We start from the raw sequence: 14,477 nt of genomic DNA on the forward strand, positions 1-14,477 counted from the left end.
TTTTTAGCGACAGACATATTTTTTGAAAGGTTACTTATGGATTGGATAATATGTAAACAATAAAAGGAAAGGAGGTTAGGCAATGAGGGCGCCAACAAAATGGTTAGTTGGGCTAACAGGTTTCTTGACGCTAGTGATTGGATGTCTGTTAATGGCCATGAATACAAACATCGGCTATGTCTCTGACTGGCTTGTTAGCATCATGAATCGCAACACAAAATTAGCCATGATTAGTTTGATTGTGGCTGGTGGCTTTATTGCGTTGGTCGGGTTAATTATTCTGTTGATTGGTTTATTTAAGCCACGGACAGTCGGTATGATTGAGTTCCATGGCTCTCGTGGCGTTGTGCGACTACCTGTCAATGCAATTGAACAGGATTTGAAACTTCGGATTGAAGACGCCGTCGACGTAGGCCATCTTGAGGTAAATATTCGTGCACACGCCAAACAGCGGCAGGCAGACGTCAAAGTGCATGGTACCGCTTTAGCACAAGACACGCCCAGATATGATGATTTGGGCGAAGCCGTGTTGGCAGTGGTCAATAAGTACCTTAAAGACAGTTTGCAATTTAAGTTGCGTAAACGTCAGGTGACAATTGAAGCATTTCGCAATCCTGACCAGAAGGCACGGGTGGTTTAGCGAAAGGAGGTGGTTTCATGAGTCGTCCGATGTTTGGCACCATCGTCGGGCTGGTACTTGGTCTGGCGTGGGTACTGGCTGGCTTTTGGAGCATGATTTTGGTTGCGGTATTGGCTTTAGTTGGTACGTTAATTGGTAAGTACAGTCGAGTAGTTGATCGGCAAACAATCAAGCGTCGCATCAATCAATTTTTGTCTAGTTAAGTTAGGTCTGTTTTGTTATGGAGGGAATCGATAATGGAAAACACTAAACAAGCTGCACAATCACAGTTAAAGCACACATTAAGTTACGACGATGGCGTTATTGAAAAGATTGCCGGATTGGCCGCACGAAATGTTGATGGTGTCTTGTCACTAGATGGTGGCATGCTTAGCGGCATTACTGATCGCTTTCGAAACCAAGCGGATCCGACACAAGGAATAGATGCAGAGGTTGGTCAAAAACAAGTGGCTTTGGATATGCACGCCACCGTTGAGTATGGCAAAGATATCCGCCAATTATTTGAACAGGTTACTCAGCGCGTTGTTCGTGACATTCAAAGTTTTACCGGCTTGGATGTTGTGGAGTTAAATCTACACATCAATGATGTGATGAGCAAACGGGAATGGCAGGATCAAACAAAAGGTAAACCAAATTCATCACATTCAACAGAAACAAAAGAAGTTGAATAAGCAGTTTGAACATCACCTATGACATCAGGCGCAACTAACGGAGGTTATAAAGATGGCTGAAGCGATGACGAAAAAGGAACTTGTTTTTGATAACGATGTGTTAGAAAAAATTGCAGGCAAGACCGCGCAAGAAGTCGATGGCGTCTTGGAATTAAAGGGTGGCCTATTCGACAATATTTCAAACCAGATGGGCGTCAATAAACCTGAACAAGGCGTTTCTGCTGATATTGATGAAGATAAAAAGACAGTCGAATTAGAGTTAGACGGCACACTTGAATATGGTAAGGATGCCAACGATATTTTCGATAAAATCACGCGTAAGATTACTGCCGCTGTTCGGTCGATGACTGGTTATACGGTGACATCAATTAAGTTACACGTTAAAGATTTATTGACAGCCGAAGAGTGGCGCGACCAGACAAAAACGGATAAGAAAAAGTAGCTAGTTGATGCTGTTGAGTTCGATTAGAATGGTAAAAATGCCTGTCGCGCCTAGATTTCAAGGAAATCAGTGTCGGCAGGCATATTTTTTGAACGTAATTTCAGATTTAGCTAAGCTAATGATAGTAGGATACTTCAGACAACCTTTAAGGAGCGATTAGATGAAAAATTTATTACTCGGTTTTAGTGTTGCAGCCAACATTGCTCTAGCTTACATGATCTTCCAAGATAAGGATCAGATGGAGGATATTAAGTCACGTTTTGATGCCTTAACTGATCAAGCAGAGGGTAAGGCTAAACAAGTTAAAGGCGCTATCACTGGCGATGCTGGTGACAAAGTGAGCGGCAATGTGGATGAAGGCAAAGGCAAGGTCAAAGAGGGCGTTTCCGATTTGAAGGACAAATTGACTAACGACTAAAGTTGCGTTGATGGATTATCCCTCACACGTTAGATTACTAATCTATAAACATCAGAAAGCACCAACTAACTGTGTATTCAGCTAGTTGGTGCTTTCGTTTACATCCTGTGCAAGCGCCGTTAGGGCGTCTAAATTTGTAATCTTGTAGTGATGTTGTTGCTTGACGAGGTACCCATCTTTCACAAATTGTGCGAGCACATAGAGCAAATGTCGATAAGAGATACCTAAATATTCGGCTACCTGTACGTGTTTCTCACTGTAGAGGCCGTCGTGAGCTGTCAATAGAATAAAGGATGCCAAACGTTGGGCAACGGGAAAGGCCGCGTTGTTGCCAGCGGTTTTAACGGTTCGGTAGTTTTTGTGAACAAAGTAAAGACAGATTTGCCGCAGAAAGATTGGATCGGCTAGTAACTTTTTCTGCAATGAGCGGATGGGTAGCGCCAGACACCAACAGTCGGTGATGGCCTGCATGCTGAAAGCCGTTTCTGGTCGTTGTTCGATAAGTTCCATTTCGCCAATAAAGCAGGGCGGTGTAAAGAAGTCGATGAGCGAAACCTTACCATTTGCCAGCACGTCATACAGTTTCGCTTTGCCCTTAACTAAATAAAATAGGTACGTTAACGGAGCACCGGCTTTGACAATGAAATCATTCGCCGCAAAGTGGAAAAGCTTGGTGTCTTGTTGTGGATCAAACGAAAATTGGCCGTCGTACCCTGATGTGGTGATGAAATTGTTAATAACATCCTGATTATCGATTTCCTGCATGTTCTTGCCTCAACTGTGAGATTTCTCATACTTATGATAGCAACCGCTTACATATAATGTAAAGCATAAGAGTGGTGCCGAAGCTCGGGAAGGTCCGAGCAATAACGTAAAGGTGGCAACGTGCAAGCGCACTTTGCTTGTGGGTTGACGGCTTTGGGTTATGCACAGGGCCTTGAGCGACAGGTGCACGTTTTAGAAGAGTGATGCCTTACTTCTGGTTGAATCCGAGCAATAAGAAACAAGGCGAATGATTCGGTGATTTTCCGAATGCTTTGACTTGTAGCTTATGCACAGGATTCAGAAGTAAGGTGCACGTTTAGAAGAGTGGTGCCGAAGCTCGGGAAGGTCCGAGCACCACACAAATTCGAGGAGGAAGTAAAAATGGCAGGACGTAAAATTATTCTTGATTGTGATCCAGGCCACGATGATGCGATTGCATTATTCATGGCAGCTGCGCATCCAGCAATTGACTTGTTGGGCGTAACGATTGTGGCGGGTAACCAGACGTTGGCTAAGACAGTGCGTAATGGATTAAATGTCGCACAATTATTGGACATTGATACGAAAATATATGCGGGGATGCCACAACCAATGGTTCGCCAACAGGTGGTTGCCGGCAACATTCATGGCGAAACTGGTTTGGATGGCCCGACGTTTGGCCCGTTACATCGCAAAGCTGAGAAGCAGAATGCGGTTGATTTTATTATTGATACCTTGATGGCAAGTGACGGTGACATCACGTTGGTACCAACTGCACCGTTAACAAACATTGCCGTTGCTATGCGTCGTGAACCGCGCATCATCTCAAAGATTCAGGAAATTGTTCTGATGGGTGGCGCATATGGGACTGGAAACTTTACGCCATCTGCTGAATTCAACATCTTCGCTGATCCAGAAGCAGCCAAGGTTGTCTTCGGCGCTGGCGTGCCGATTACCATGATGGGCCTGGACTTGACTGAACAGACAATTTGTACGCCTGACATCATCAAACGAATGGAAGATGTGGGCAATACTGCAGGTAAGTTGTTCAGCGACATGATGAACTTCACGTTGAAGACACAGTTTGAAGCGTTTGGTTTGAAGGCTGGTCCCGTTCACGATGCCACTACTATCGGCTACTTGATTGAGCCAGATATTTTCAAGACAGAATCTGTGTACGTCGACGTTGATATCAACCGCGGGCCTTGTTATGGTCGGACTGTTTGCGATATGCATCATGTGATGAAAGAAGAACCCAATACTAAGGTAGGCATTACACTGAATCTGGATAAGTTCTGGGATTTGGTCGAAAAATGTGTTCGGATGTATAAATAAATATGTAGCAATTTCAGCATAAAAAAGGCAAGTTTGACAATAACTTGTCTTTTTTATAATCTCATTATTTCGTATGAAATATTTTGGCTTGAAAAGGGCTTCTTGATGGTTAAAATTAGAAATGTTAATAAAGAAAGCGCTTTCAAGATAAGCTTTTACTGAATGAAAATAAAAATTCATCATTGTTACAAAAAGGAGACAGGTTATGGAAGCTGGACATGTTGATCTTGATACAGAAAGGTTTGAAAAAATTCAGAAAGAGATAAAAGAATCACAAGATATAAAAATGAAAAAAGAAGACTACATTTTTGTATCCTTGATTTGCAGTTTACAAATATTGAGAAGATGGTTAGTCGAAAAGTACGTAATAAACGGAAAACGATATAACGATTCGGAACTAGCCAAAAAAGTGAAGCACCAATCACCTGTCGGAAAAATAGAGAATGAAGATTATGGGACATGGATATTAGGGTCGGCTTGCTATGACGCAGTGAATCTCACTGACGGAATGAAAAGAAGAGTTATTAAGCCAGGTATATCAGGTGCAAATCATCGTTATGCTACATTGGCGCACGATCCGTTGTTAGGATTGGTTTTTGGTCCTCTTAATCTTCTTAGTGACACTGTTACTGTACATAAGACGAACATACGGACCTATGAAACTAAACAAATTGATTGGAGGATACCATCCTCTGGATATAAAATTTCTGCACCAAGCTCGCTACTATTTTCAGTTAAACAAGCTGCCATTTTAGTTCAGGAAGATCCCAAGATGTTTTATTTGGCTATTTTAAAACATCTAATACATTTGGCATCAGATTCCGTTACTATTCAAGGGTTGTCTATTCCAGGTGCAAATGCTCTACCGAATGATATAGACAAATGGCTGCTAAAAAATGGGTTTGATAGTGCTTGGTTTTTCGGCAACGGACTACAATACCTTGGTGCTAATGTCATTAACAGATTGAGTCGATTTGTCTATACATGGTTGTTTAGCGGGTCAGCAGATGATACTGAGCTAATTAGGGAAAAAGCTTTGAAAGATATTGCTATTGCTAATTCACTAGCCACAGCGGAAAACTTTGCCATAATCGGCAGCAGATTGGGAATAACAGGAGATTATATAAAAACATTGAGGTCAGTTGACTTTGGTGGATTAATTGCAACGATTCAGGCTATTTCACAATCAAAGTTAGTTAAAGAAGATATTGCTAATATTGCGAATGTTTGGGACGACATTCAATTTAACTTTACTGTTTCAGGTTCTAGAATTTCTCAAAAATTCACTTTCGATACTCAGACTATTGACGAGAAGTACCGTGATATTATTCTTGCGATGCAGGAAGAATATGAGAGTTTAGAGGATTTGCAGAAGTCATCATTTGACAAAAGGGACGATTTTCAATTTGAAAATAGTGGAAAGTATGCACGAGTATTAAACGTTGATAAAGGGAGCATATTAGAAACACAGAATGATATTACAAGATTCTTTAAAAATTAATTAATATGTCAGGAGAAGTGAAAATGTTTAACAGAAAAGGGAAAAGGAATGCCGAAGAGCATTTAAAAACACTTAGTATCCAGTTTGGTGAAGATCAAAAAATGGTTACACAGTTAGCCGAAGTTTTGTATCAAGATAGAACAGAACTTAAAGAGGACATAGATAGTTCTTGGGATTTCTTAAACACTTTGAGAAATAAACCAACAGAATTAGATACAAAAATAGAACAAATCAAAATTGAGATGGACAGATATCAAGATATTATTGATTATGCGCAATAACAGTCTAATCAAATTGATAAAAAGGCTGGATCCGCTGCGGCTACAGGAATTGCTGCGGGAGTCGGTGTGGCCGCATTAGGTCCAAGCGCGGCAATGGCCATTGCAACTACGTTTGGAACTGCTTCAACGGGAACTGCAATTTCTGCGTTAGGTGGTGCTGCTGCAACGAATGCTGCTTTGGCATGGTTAGGAGGCGGAGCCTTAGCTGCCGGAGGAACAGGAATTGAAGGTGGAACGGCATTCTTAGCCTTAGCCGGGCCAGTTGGCTGGGCGATTGCTGGGGTTGGTTTAACAGCCGGTGGTGTTTTGTATAATTCTCATAACAAAAAGGCAATGCAAGCCGATGACCAACAATCCTTGGAGCTTCAATCGGGTTTGAAAGCTCTGGATGGTACTAAAATTGAAATCAACAAAATTAGTCGTTTAACTCAGCGACAGGACATATTGCTACAAAGTGAATTTAAAGAGATTCAATTGATGGATAGTGATTTTGAAAAGTTAGACGAAAAATCGAAGAAACAGTTAGGCGCATTTGTCAATAACGTTCTGTCAGCTACCAAGTTGTTGAACCAAAAGGTTGGATCTAATAATTAGTCACTATCAGTTTTTACTTCTCCATGCGTGATTAGCAAGATATAAATGAGTGATTCTAGGGTAAATAATTTCTGATTACATCTAGTTTGAAGCGTTATATTTTATTAGCGTTGTATTTATTTCTCTTACAATTATTTTTTTAAACGAAATCGGTGATATGACCTTCACCAAGTTTCCTTGGCTCAAAAGCCACATTTTCGCCTCAGCATCATATGCTTCAGCCTCAATCAGCACGCTATCTTTTTCAGGGTAACGTGCTTTTATTATGGCATTGGGAAAACGGTCCAAAGCCGCCTCTACAATGCCCCAGTACTCAAACTGCAGAGTGATTTTTTTGCCTGGTTGCATGTACTGAATGTGTTGACGCAGTTCACCATCTTCGAAACGGTCCGCGTAACTTTGCGTGATTTTAACTGGTGCTTGATGGAAATTACGAATACGGTCGGCGCGGAAAAATCGATCACCATTTCCTTCTGGCGAGTAAGAAATGATGTAAAAATAGTATTCGGAAAAAATCACGGCTTCGGGCAGAATTGTGTAATGTTTGCACTCACCGTGCTGACGTTGATAGTCTATATCGACGGCCTGTTTCTTCGTAATAAACTGGCTGAATGCCCAGATTGTGCGAAGCAATGGTTGACCGTGATGAACTGGGACATAGTAAAACTGTTCATTACGAATAATGGGGCGAATTTCCTGTTGGTCCGAGGGTGTCGTCAGATTCAATAAGCCATTAATTGTCGTGGTTAGTTCTTGCTTAGTTAATGATCGGCTAGCTAGCAGAATTTTAATGATGAGTAGAATGGCCTGTTTAGAAACATTGTCTTGCGTAATTTCAAGGACGTAACCACCAAGCGAACGTTTATATTGCATGTGATAAAACAACTGCTGATAGTCAATAAAGTCACGAATCTGAATTGTATTCGCCATCTAAGACGACGAATAAGTACGTATTATCTATTTGCCTTTATTCGCATAAAGTCCCAAGACAAACGTTTGCCTTAATGGACGAAAAAGTTTCAGTTTTTGTGACTCACATTTAATTTGTGACGAAATGAAAATTGAAGCTTTTTTTATTTGCCCTGAAATGACAACAATCCTAAATGACGGTCTGACGACTTGAATTTATTGAAACGTGGACGCTTTAAGGTTCGCTTATTATCTGTCTGATACAACTTAATATAAACATTTTTTAACCTGAAATAATTGACCGATAAATTAACATAGTAGCAAAAATGCGCAATAATTAAATCTTTTGCAAACTATTTAAAGAAGCGAGTGTAGCACTTTCATTTTGTAAGCAAAGGTGTTAAAACAATCAATTGAGTAGAGTTATTTAACTTTTTTGCAACTTAATTATTTATTTGGATTAATTTTGAGCGAAATTGTTTTTTAACATCAATCAGCATTAAGTGAGAGAAGTAAAAGGAGAGTTATGCCTGGATTGTATCAAAATCGAAAGTTACATTATCGAATGTATAAAGCGGGAAAGCGCTGGGTGTTTGCTGGAGTCGCCGTAATTACGTTTGCTACCGGCATGACACTGACAACGGTCGCTAATGCTGATAGCGACAATACGGCATCAACATTTCAAACAACTGCTGTTACTTCGACGGCATCAAAATCGGCACAGGCGTCAAACGGCGATACAAGCGATGCTACGACAACTGCTGATCAAAATTCATCAGTTAGTAGTTCAGCGTCGAGTACTACGCAAAGTCAATCGACGGCTTCATCGGAGAGTACGTCGGTAACATCAAATAAGGCAAACAGTGAAAGTTCGGCCAGTGAATCAGACCAACAAACAGATAGTCCAAGTAGTACAAACAATAGTGATCAGTCTCAGACCAGTGCTGCATCAAAAAACAATAGCGAGTCTACTGGTTCTAGTGCAGTTTCGATCACTCAAAAGCGTGTTTCTAGCATGGCTTCTCAGTCAGCGACCAGTGCGCTGACGACCGAATCAACAAGTGCATCGACTGCGCAGTCAACGGGCAGTCTCTCTAGTACTGAAAGTTCAAGTAATGTAGCCAGTGTCCATGACGCAGTTTCAACAACCAACAATAGTCAGGTCACATCGTCAACTACCAATAGTAACGTTACGGTGACGTCTATATCGGACACTGCCACTGACAGTGACGTTGCAACGGCCAAATCGGCAGCAGCCAGCGCTTATCAAGCAACGGGGACACCTCAAGAAATTGTTCGGATGGATGCGACTGGATTCGTCAATGGCTACCAAGAGGGTGTCGGTGACTCGATTCAGTACAATGGTTGGACAATTTTGTACAAACAAGGGACGACGTTTGGCGGATTTGGACTTATTCCAAACACTTATGTATCACCCGTTTATTACTTATCGGGTAGTTATTCTGAAAGCACGACGCCTTCTGATGGTGTCTTAGGTGTCACAAAGCATTTCACTATTTTTACGTTTGATAGTTTAACAGCGCAAAACATCGGGAGCACCTATCGGATTGCTGCAGGTGGAAACTTGACCTTATCGGGATCATCCGGTAGCAGTGCTTCAGAGTACACTGATTATCCGCAAATCATTGTTGGTGGTGATCTGGTTGAATTAGACAATGCTAATCCGACTGGAAAAATTTATATCAACAATGATGCAAGTGTCTACAGCAACTATTGGTCTAATACGCATCAAATTTATAAAATTGATACAACAGATTTTTTTACCGCTGCTAAAGCATATTTAGCAAGCGAGTCCAATGAACTGAGTGCCTTACAGCAAACGGCGGGCGCAAAAGTGATTACACCAAGTTCTTCAAATCCTAATCTGACGTTACAAGGCGTCGATGGTGCTGATGAAGACGTGTTTGTGCTGAACAGTTCAGACTTTCCTGGTACTACTTACGGAAGTGGTGCGATCAACATTACCAATGTGACAAATAGTTCCGGGGGAACAGCTAAAATCATCATTAACGTGGTTGGAGATTCTGTTGCGATTGCTGGGACTACCATCTCAGTTAATGGCAAAACGGATGCTGATACAGCTGCAAACGTCACTTGGAACATGCCCGACGTTGTCAGTTTGGTCACCCACAACGCTGCGTTAACAGGGAATATTTTGGCCCCTAACGCGACATTTTATACAGATGGCTCCATTTCAACGTCTGGCAATATTGCCGTAAAAACGTTTGGTGAGGCGGCATTAAATAGTTTCACCACGAAGTATGTAGACGAAAATGGGAATCAGATTCATCAGAGTATGTCGTGGGCCGTTAATAACACGACCGATGGTAGTACCAAAACAGTGTCACCAGTAGCGATTGACGGGTACGAAGTGACAGGGACGCCGACGGTTTCGATTAGTAGTCAGGATGTTGTTAACAACGATGGCTCCGTGACCGTTACCTATGATCAAAGTTCATGGGCAACCAACACGGTAACCTTCCACTACAAAAAAGTATCGACACCTGTGAAAGCTGCGGCATCATTAACGGTGAATTATGTAGACGAAGATGACTCTTCAAATACGCTAGCGGACAGCAAGACACTTTCCGGTCTACAAGATGACACATACAATGTCAGTGATTATGAACCAGCTATTCCGGGTTATACTCTGGATGCTGATGACGCATCGTTACTGTCAGGCAAACTGATTTCTGATGGGCAGATCGTCACGCTCCGTTATAAGGCCAATAGTCAAAGCGTAACGGTCAACTATGTTGATCAAAATGGTAATCCAATTCACGCCAACGACACAGTGGCTGGCAAGACCAATACTAATTATGATGCTTCTAGCAAGGAAATTAGCATTCCTGGTTATTCGTTTGTTAAAGTTCAGCAGGGTGACCTTAAAGGCACATTTAGTGTTGATAATGCTGGTAAGTTTACGGCGAAGGATATTGTTCTGCAATACCAAGGTGGCAGCCAAACATTGGCGGTACATTATGTCGACAACAACGGCAAAACGATTCACACAGACAATACTGTGACGGGTGCCGCTGGTGATTCATACGACGTCAGTGATGATCAACTCACGATTCCCGGTTACACATTCTCAGCAGTTACCACTGGTTCTTTGACGGGAACGTACACGGTTGATACTACAGGTAAGGCGACAACACCAGCCGTTACTTTAATGTATACGGCCAATCCACAATCAGTGACAATTCATTATGTTGATGAAAACGGTAAGTCTTTGGCTAGCGACGGTAGTTTAACCGGAGCAACAGGGACAGCGTATGATGCTCAGAACAAAATTCTTAGTCTCGACGGTTATACGTTTGACAAGGTCACGTCTGGTTCATTAACAGGCACGTATGATGCGAACGGCACGCCTGCCATCACCCTTGTGTATGACAAAGTTGTGCCGAAGAGCGGCAGTGTCGTGGTCCGTTACGTTAATGGTAAGACAAATACTGAACTTGCCAGCGCGCAAACGCTAACGGGCACTGTCGGTGATACCTATACGACTGCTGCCAAAACGTTTGACGGATACACTTTAGAAGGTTCATCAAGTGCTACAGGTAGTTATACAGATGCTGGTCAAACAGTGACGTTTACCTATCTGCCGAAGAGCGAAACGAAGATCGTTAACTATTATTTGGTTAATACGGCTAACGCGCTGGCGCCGTCAATCACGCTAACAGGTGATTATGGCACAAGCCAAACTGCGGACGCTGCTTCAATTGCCGGATACACGGCACTGTCAAACAGCCAAGTAGTAAACTTCACAGATGATACGTCGGCCATTAATTTCTACTATCAACCGGAAGATGCGGCGGCCATAACGGTTAGAGACGTTTTAACTGATGGGACGGTTATTTCTACGCGAACACTGCCTGCTGGTAAATATGGTCAAGCCTATTCGACGTCAGCAGACGCGTTAACCGGTTACGTTTGGAATCAGACGACGCCATCTAATGCTACAGGCACGTACTCTTTAACACCACAGACCGTGACGTATACGTATGACCGTGAGGATGGTCAACCCGTTACGGTAAATTATGTGGTTAATGGCACCACAAAAGTATTAGGTACAACTCAGCTGACTGGCCACTATGGTGACAGCGTGACGGCTCGGACTGCTACTTTTTCAAACTATACGTTGGTTGGCACACCAGCCCAAACGACCACGACACTAACGGATCGTCCGCAGACGATGACGTTCCTTTACGATGACACTGGTGACCGGTATGTTAACGTGTCATATGTGCGTCGTGTTACCGTTGGCGATGAGCAAGAGCTACTAACGATGGCCGCACCGACAGTCACGACGGTTGATTATGATAGTCAGTACACGACGGCTCCTGTAAATATTACTGGTTATTACGTCAGTGCGTCGAGTGTGGCCGGTCCTGCGAACGGAAGCTGGTCAGATTTGTCAACGGATGCGGCGAAGAATCAGGTAGTCTACTATTACAACGCTGACCCGGAATCTTTCAAAGTGACCTACACTGACTTACAAGGAAATGATTTGTTTAGTCAGACACCGGTTAACACTATTCAACTTGTGAATGCTTACTATGGAGTTGGCTATAACTTCACGGCACCAGCGATTGTAGGCTATACACTTGTCAGTGATGCAACGGTTAGTGGCACGGTGGGCCTTAATCCGAGTGATATCCATTTCACCTATGCCAAGGAACAAGCGGTAACCACGCATTATGTGGATGATAATGGCAATGTTATTGCTACACCAGTTTCACAAACGTTAACTTATGGTGGTACTTATACGACACAGCCGGCAACGGTTAGCGGTTATACGTTAGTGGCAACACCTGCCAATGCGAGTGGTCAGTATGACCGCACGAATACGGCCAACAGTGTCGATGTAATCTACGTTTATCAGAAGGTTGCGGCAAGTGAAACGCCAACAAGTGGTCCATCGACATCGATGTCACCAAGCCAAGCACCTTCGACGGCCTCGACGCCGGCAAGTGGTGCCTCGACAGTGACTTCGGTGGTTACTTCACAAACGACTTCACAAACGTCAACACCCGAAAGTGGTATGTCGGTAACGCCATCGCAAACCTCGACAACGAGTATGCCATCGATTCCAAATCAGGGTACCGAAACAGTGCCACCGCGTGTGGTGCCCGTGAATCCGGTTAGCGCTTCACCCGTTATTCCGGTTGTGACACCAACTGGGAATCGGCCTACTAATGAAACGCCAGCTAACGAAGCTGGGACGCCAATCGTCCGGCAAATGATGGGTGATCCAACACTATTGCAGTCAAATGCAGTACCAGTCACAAGCGGTTCACAATCGACACGAACAATTGTTGATGAGCCAAGTTGGGATCCTATCAGGTTAGTTCTGATGGACGTTGATGGTGATATCATTGCTGTTCATGAAGTCAGTGGCTATACGGGCACATGGGTGTACATTGGTGATTTGATTCCTGCAGGGTATCATCTGGCTCCTGGTCAAAGTGCTTGGTTGTTACTGAATGATGTCTCACCGCAAACGTTGCGTTTGGTAAAGGATTCTGATGATACAACGGCTGCGGCAACATCTGCGTCGACTTTGGAAAAGAATCAAACACTGTCAACTGCTCAAACGGTGGCCGGTTCCGATACACAGACTGCTGCAACGGCCACGACGTCAAGGGCTGCAGCTAACTCAGCGACTAACCAGAACCTGTTGCCTCACACAAATGAAGGGCAGCAGTCATGGTTACAAGCTTTGGGGCTAGGCCTATTCTCAATGCTGTTTGGTTTGTTTGGCTGGCGCAAACGTCGCCATAACACCGATGATAATCAAGATAACGATATTTAAGATAGCAAAATAAGCGCTAATCATTTGATTGTATAAAGATACAGTCGAGCGGTTAGCGCTTTTTGTGATTGAGGTTAATAAGTCGCGTGAGCAAATGATATGCTATTTCGGCGTGATGCGGTGATAATAATAGACAGAATATTTCGGTGACGTGAAGGGGATGATATTGTGAGGACCATAACTGAACAAGACTTGAGTGCCTTTTATAACCTGTTGTTAGAGCCGGGCACTCGCGATTGGGAACGGCAACAATTGTTGAAAGCCAAAGAACAACTGGCCGCTGGTCAAGCATCGACTACGGTTTTTGCCGAACTTGAGCACAGTTTGCGGCCACTGGCTGTCCGCAACAACTTAACGCCAGCGGTAACTGACTTTTACCAGTCCATAATGTCAGATGGCGAACAGTCGCAGCAGTATGATTACGCTCGGCATCAGGCGGCTTTGACGGATTCACGGTATGATCATGCAATCTTCGCGGGTGGCTGCTTTTGGTGCATGGTTGAACCATTTGCACTGCGTCCCGGCGTCATCTCTGTCTTATCGGGTTATACCGGTGGTCGTGTGGATTCGCCGACGTATGATCAGGTAACTTCCCAAGCGACGGGCCATGTTGAAGCTGTTGAGATTGTCTTTGATCCAAACAAGATGAGTTATGCGGAGTTATTAAAACTCTATTGGCAGATCATCGATCCAACTGATGATGGCGGTCAAATTAATGATCGTGGTGATTCATACCGGCCAATTATTTTCGTTCATAGGCAAATTACAAGTTTAATCCGAACAAGCCCGGAAACTTTCAATGGCAGTCTGTTGATGATGGATTTTTAATGGTCGTTGATTAATAAGCTCAAGTGCTGCCAGGATTTCATCAGTCGTTATCTGGTCAAAGTTAGTCTTTTTCGGGAAAAACCAACGTAACCGTCGATTGAAATATTCATTAGATCCCCGTTCCCATGGTGAATACGGGTGACAAAAATACACTTTAATCTGATAGTCTTGTTCTATGGATCGATAATCGGCAAACTCCTTACCATGATCAACAGTTATAGATTTCACTTGGGAACCGAAGGTCCCCATAAACTTTCCAAAGGTATCATTTAAAGTCT

The 14,477-nt window shown here is 43.2% G+C and carries 14 protein-coding genes; 11 read left to right on the forward strand and 3 right to left on the reverse strand.

The window, feature by feature from the left end; genetic code table 11:
- Positions 1 to 82 precede the first annotated feature (82 nt).
- From amaP to G400_RS0111240, 5 genes are all read left to right on the forward strand, one after another.
- Positions 83 to 640: an alkaline shock response membrane anchor protein AmaP gene (amaP, locus tag G400_RS0111220; protein WP_017260382.1), complete on the forward strand. Its 558-nt coding sequence runs from the start codon at positions 83 to 85 to the stop codon at positions 638 to 640.
- A gap of 17 nt (positions 641 to 657) precedes the next feature.
- The gene (locus G400_RS0111225) at positions 658 to 843 is read left to right on the forward strand and encodes a DUF2273 domain-containing protein (protein ID WP_017260381.1); all 186 of its coding nucleotides are present in this window, start codon (positions 658 to 660) and stop codon (positions 841 to 843) included.
- 33 nt (positions 844 to 876) lie between these two features.
- Positions 877 to 1,311 (forward strand): Asp23/Gls24 family envelope stress response protein, encoded by a 435-nt coding sequence (locus G400_RS0111230; protein WP_017260380.1) that lies wholly within the window; start codon positions 877 to 879, stop codon positions 1,309 to 1,311.
- Between the two features lie 52 nt (positions 1,312 to 1,363).
- Positions 1,364 to 1,753 (forward strand): Asp23/Gls24 family envelope stress response protein, encoded by a 390-nt coding sequence (locus G400_RS0111235; RefSeq protein ID WP_017260379.1) that lies wholly within the window; start codon positions 1,364 to 1,366, stop codon positions 1,751 to 1,753.
- A 160-nt stretch (positions 1,754 to 1,913) separates the two neighbouring features.
- On the forward strand, positions 1,914 to 2,171 hold the full coding sequence (locus tag G400_RS0111240; RefSeq protein WP_017260378.1) for a CsbD family protein: 258 nt from the start codon (positions 1,914 to 1,916) through the stop codon (positions 2,169 to 2,171).
- An 81-nt stretch (positions 2,172 to 2,252) separates the two neighbouring features.
- On the opposite strand, the gene yeiL is transcribed toward G400_RS0111240, so the two are convergent.
- On the reverse strand, positions 2,253 to 2,936 hold the full coding sequence (gene yeiL, locus G400_RS0111245) for a transcriptional regulator YeiL (protein WP_017260377.1): 684 nt from the start codon (positions 2,934 to 2,936) through the stop codon (positions 2,253 to 2,255).
- Between the two features lie 381 nt (positions 2,937 to 3,317).
- Here yeiL and rihB point away from each other — a divergent pair, with 381 nt between their 5' ends.
- The 4 genes from rihB (at position 3,318) to G400_RS15845 (ending at position 6,626) form a co-directional block, all read left to right on the forward strand.
- A complete protein-coding gene (gene rihB, locus G400_RS0111250) occupies positions 3,318 to 4,250 on the forward strand; it encodes a ribosylpyrimidine nucleosidase (protein WP_017260376.1) in 933 nt (310 codons plus the stop codon).
- A gap of 205 nt (positions 4,251 to 4,455) precedes the next feature.
- Positions 4,456 to 5,751, forward strand: coding sequence for a hypothetical protein (locus tag G400_RS0111255; protein ID WP_017260375.1), 1,296 nt, complete (start codon positions 4,456 to 4,458; stop codon positions 5,749 to 5,751).
- A gap of 23 nt (positions 5,752 to 5,774) precedes the next feature.
- Positions 5,775 to 6,032, forward strand: coding sequence for a hypothetical protein (locus G400_RS15840; RefSeq protein WP_017260374.1), 258 nt, complete (start codon positions 5,775 to 5,777; stop codon positions 6,030 to 6,032).
- Between the two features lie 66 nt (positions 6,033 to 6,098).
- On the forward strand, positions 6,099 to 6,626 hold the full coding sequence (locus G400_RS15845) for a hypothetical protein (protein ID WP_017260373.1): 528 nt from the start codon (positions 6,099 to 6,101) through the stop codon (positions 6,624 to 6,626).
- Positions 6,627 to 6,707: 81 nt separating this feature from the next.
- Here G400_RS15845 and G400_RS0111265 read toward each other — a convergent pair whose 3' ends face one another.
- Entirely contained in the window at positions 6,708 to 7,556 is an 849-nt protein-coding gene (locus tag G400_RS0111265) for a helix-turn-helix transcriptional regulator (RefSeq protein ID WP_017260372.1), read from the reverse strand.
- A gap of 505 nt (positions 7,557 to 8,061) precedes the next feature.
- On the opposite strand from G400_RS0111265, the gene G400_RS0111270 reads away from it, so the two are divergent.
- Positions 8,062 to 13,371 (forward strand): MucBP domain-containing protein, encoded by a 5,310-nt coding sequence (locus G400_RS0111270; RefSeq protein WP_017260371.1) that lies wholly within the window; start codon positions 8,062 to 8,064, stop codon positions 13,369 to 13,371.
- 168 nt (positions 13,372 to 13,539) lie between these two features.
- A complete protein-coding gene (gene msrA / locus G400_RS15170; RefSeq protein ID WP_051254425.1) occupies positions 13,540 to 14,199 on the forward strand; it encodes a peptide-methionine (S)-S-oxide reductase MsrA in 660 nt (219 codons plus the stop codon).
- Here msrA and G400_RS16115 read toward each other — a convergent pair.
- Positions 14,143 to 14,477, reverse strand: a 335-nt coding sequence (locus G400_RS16115) for an IS30 family transposase (RefSeq protein WP_027827232.1), incomplete at its 5' end; no start/stop codon positions are given. The two genes, msrA and G400_RS16115, sit on opposite strands and share 57 nt — an antisense overlap.

It is taken from the genome of Furfurilactobacillus rossiae DSM 15814 (assembly GCF_000428925.1).
Taxonomy (GTDB): Bacteria; Bacillota; Bacilli; order Lactobacillales; family Lactobacillaceae; genus Furfurilactobacillus; species Furfurilactobacillus rossiae.

Bases quoted from the DNA above. Each gene is read 5' to 3' on its own strand.
- yeiL (WP_017260377.1), bottom strand. From the start codon at position 2,936: ATGCAGGAAATCGATAATCAGGATGTTATTAACAATTTCATCACCACA.
- G400_RS0111265 (WP_017260372.1), bottom strand. From the start codon at position 7,556: ATGGCGAATACAATTCAGATTCGTGACTTTATTGACTATCAGCAGTTG.
- G400_RS0111235 (WP_017260379.1), top strand. From the start codon at position 1,364: ATGGCTGAAGCGATGACGAAAAAGGAACTTGTTTTTGATAACGATGTG.
- amaP (WP_017260382.1), top strand. From the start codon at position 83: ATGAGGGCGCCAACAAAATGGTTAGTTGGGCTAACAGGTTTCTTGACG.
- G400_RS0111240 (WP_017260378.1), top strand. From the start codon at position 1,914: ATGAAAAATTTATTACTCGGTTTTAGTGTTGCAGCCAACATTGCTCTA.
- G400_RS0111255 (WP_017260375.1), top strand. From the start codon at position 4,456: ATGGAAGCTGGACATGTTGATCTTGATACAGAAAGGTTTGAAAAAATT.
- G400_RS15840 (WP_017260374.1), top strand. From the start codon at position 5,775: ATGTTTAACAGAAAAGGGAAAAGGAATGCCGAAGAGCATTTAAAAACA.
- G400_RS0111230 (WP_017260380.1), top strand. From the start codon at position 877: ATGGAAAACACTAAACAAGCTGCACAATCACAGTTAAAGCACACATTA.
- G400_RS0111225 (WP_017260381.1), top strand. From the start codon at position 658: ATGAGTCGTCCGATGTTTGGCACCATCGTCGGGCTGGTACTTGGTCTG.
- G400_RS0111270 (WP_017260371.1), top strand. From the start codon at position 8,062: ATGCCTGGATTGTATCAAAATCGAAAGTTACATTATCGAATGTATAAA.
- rihB (WP_017260376.1), top strand. From the start codon at position 3,318: ATGGCAGGACGTAAAATTATTCTTGATTGTGATCCAGGCCACGATGAT.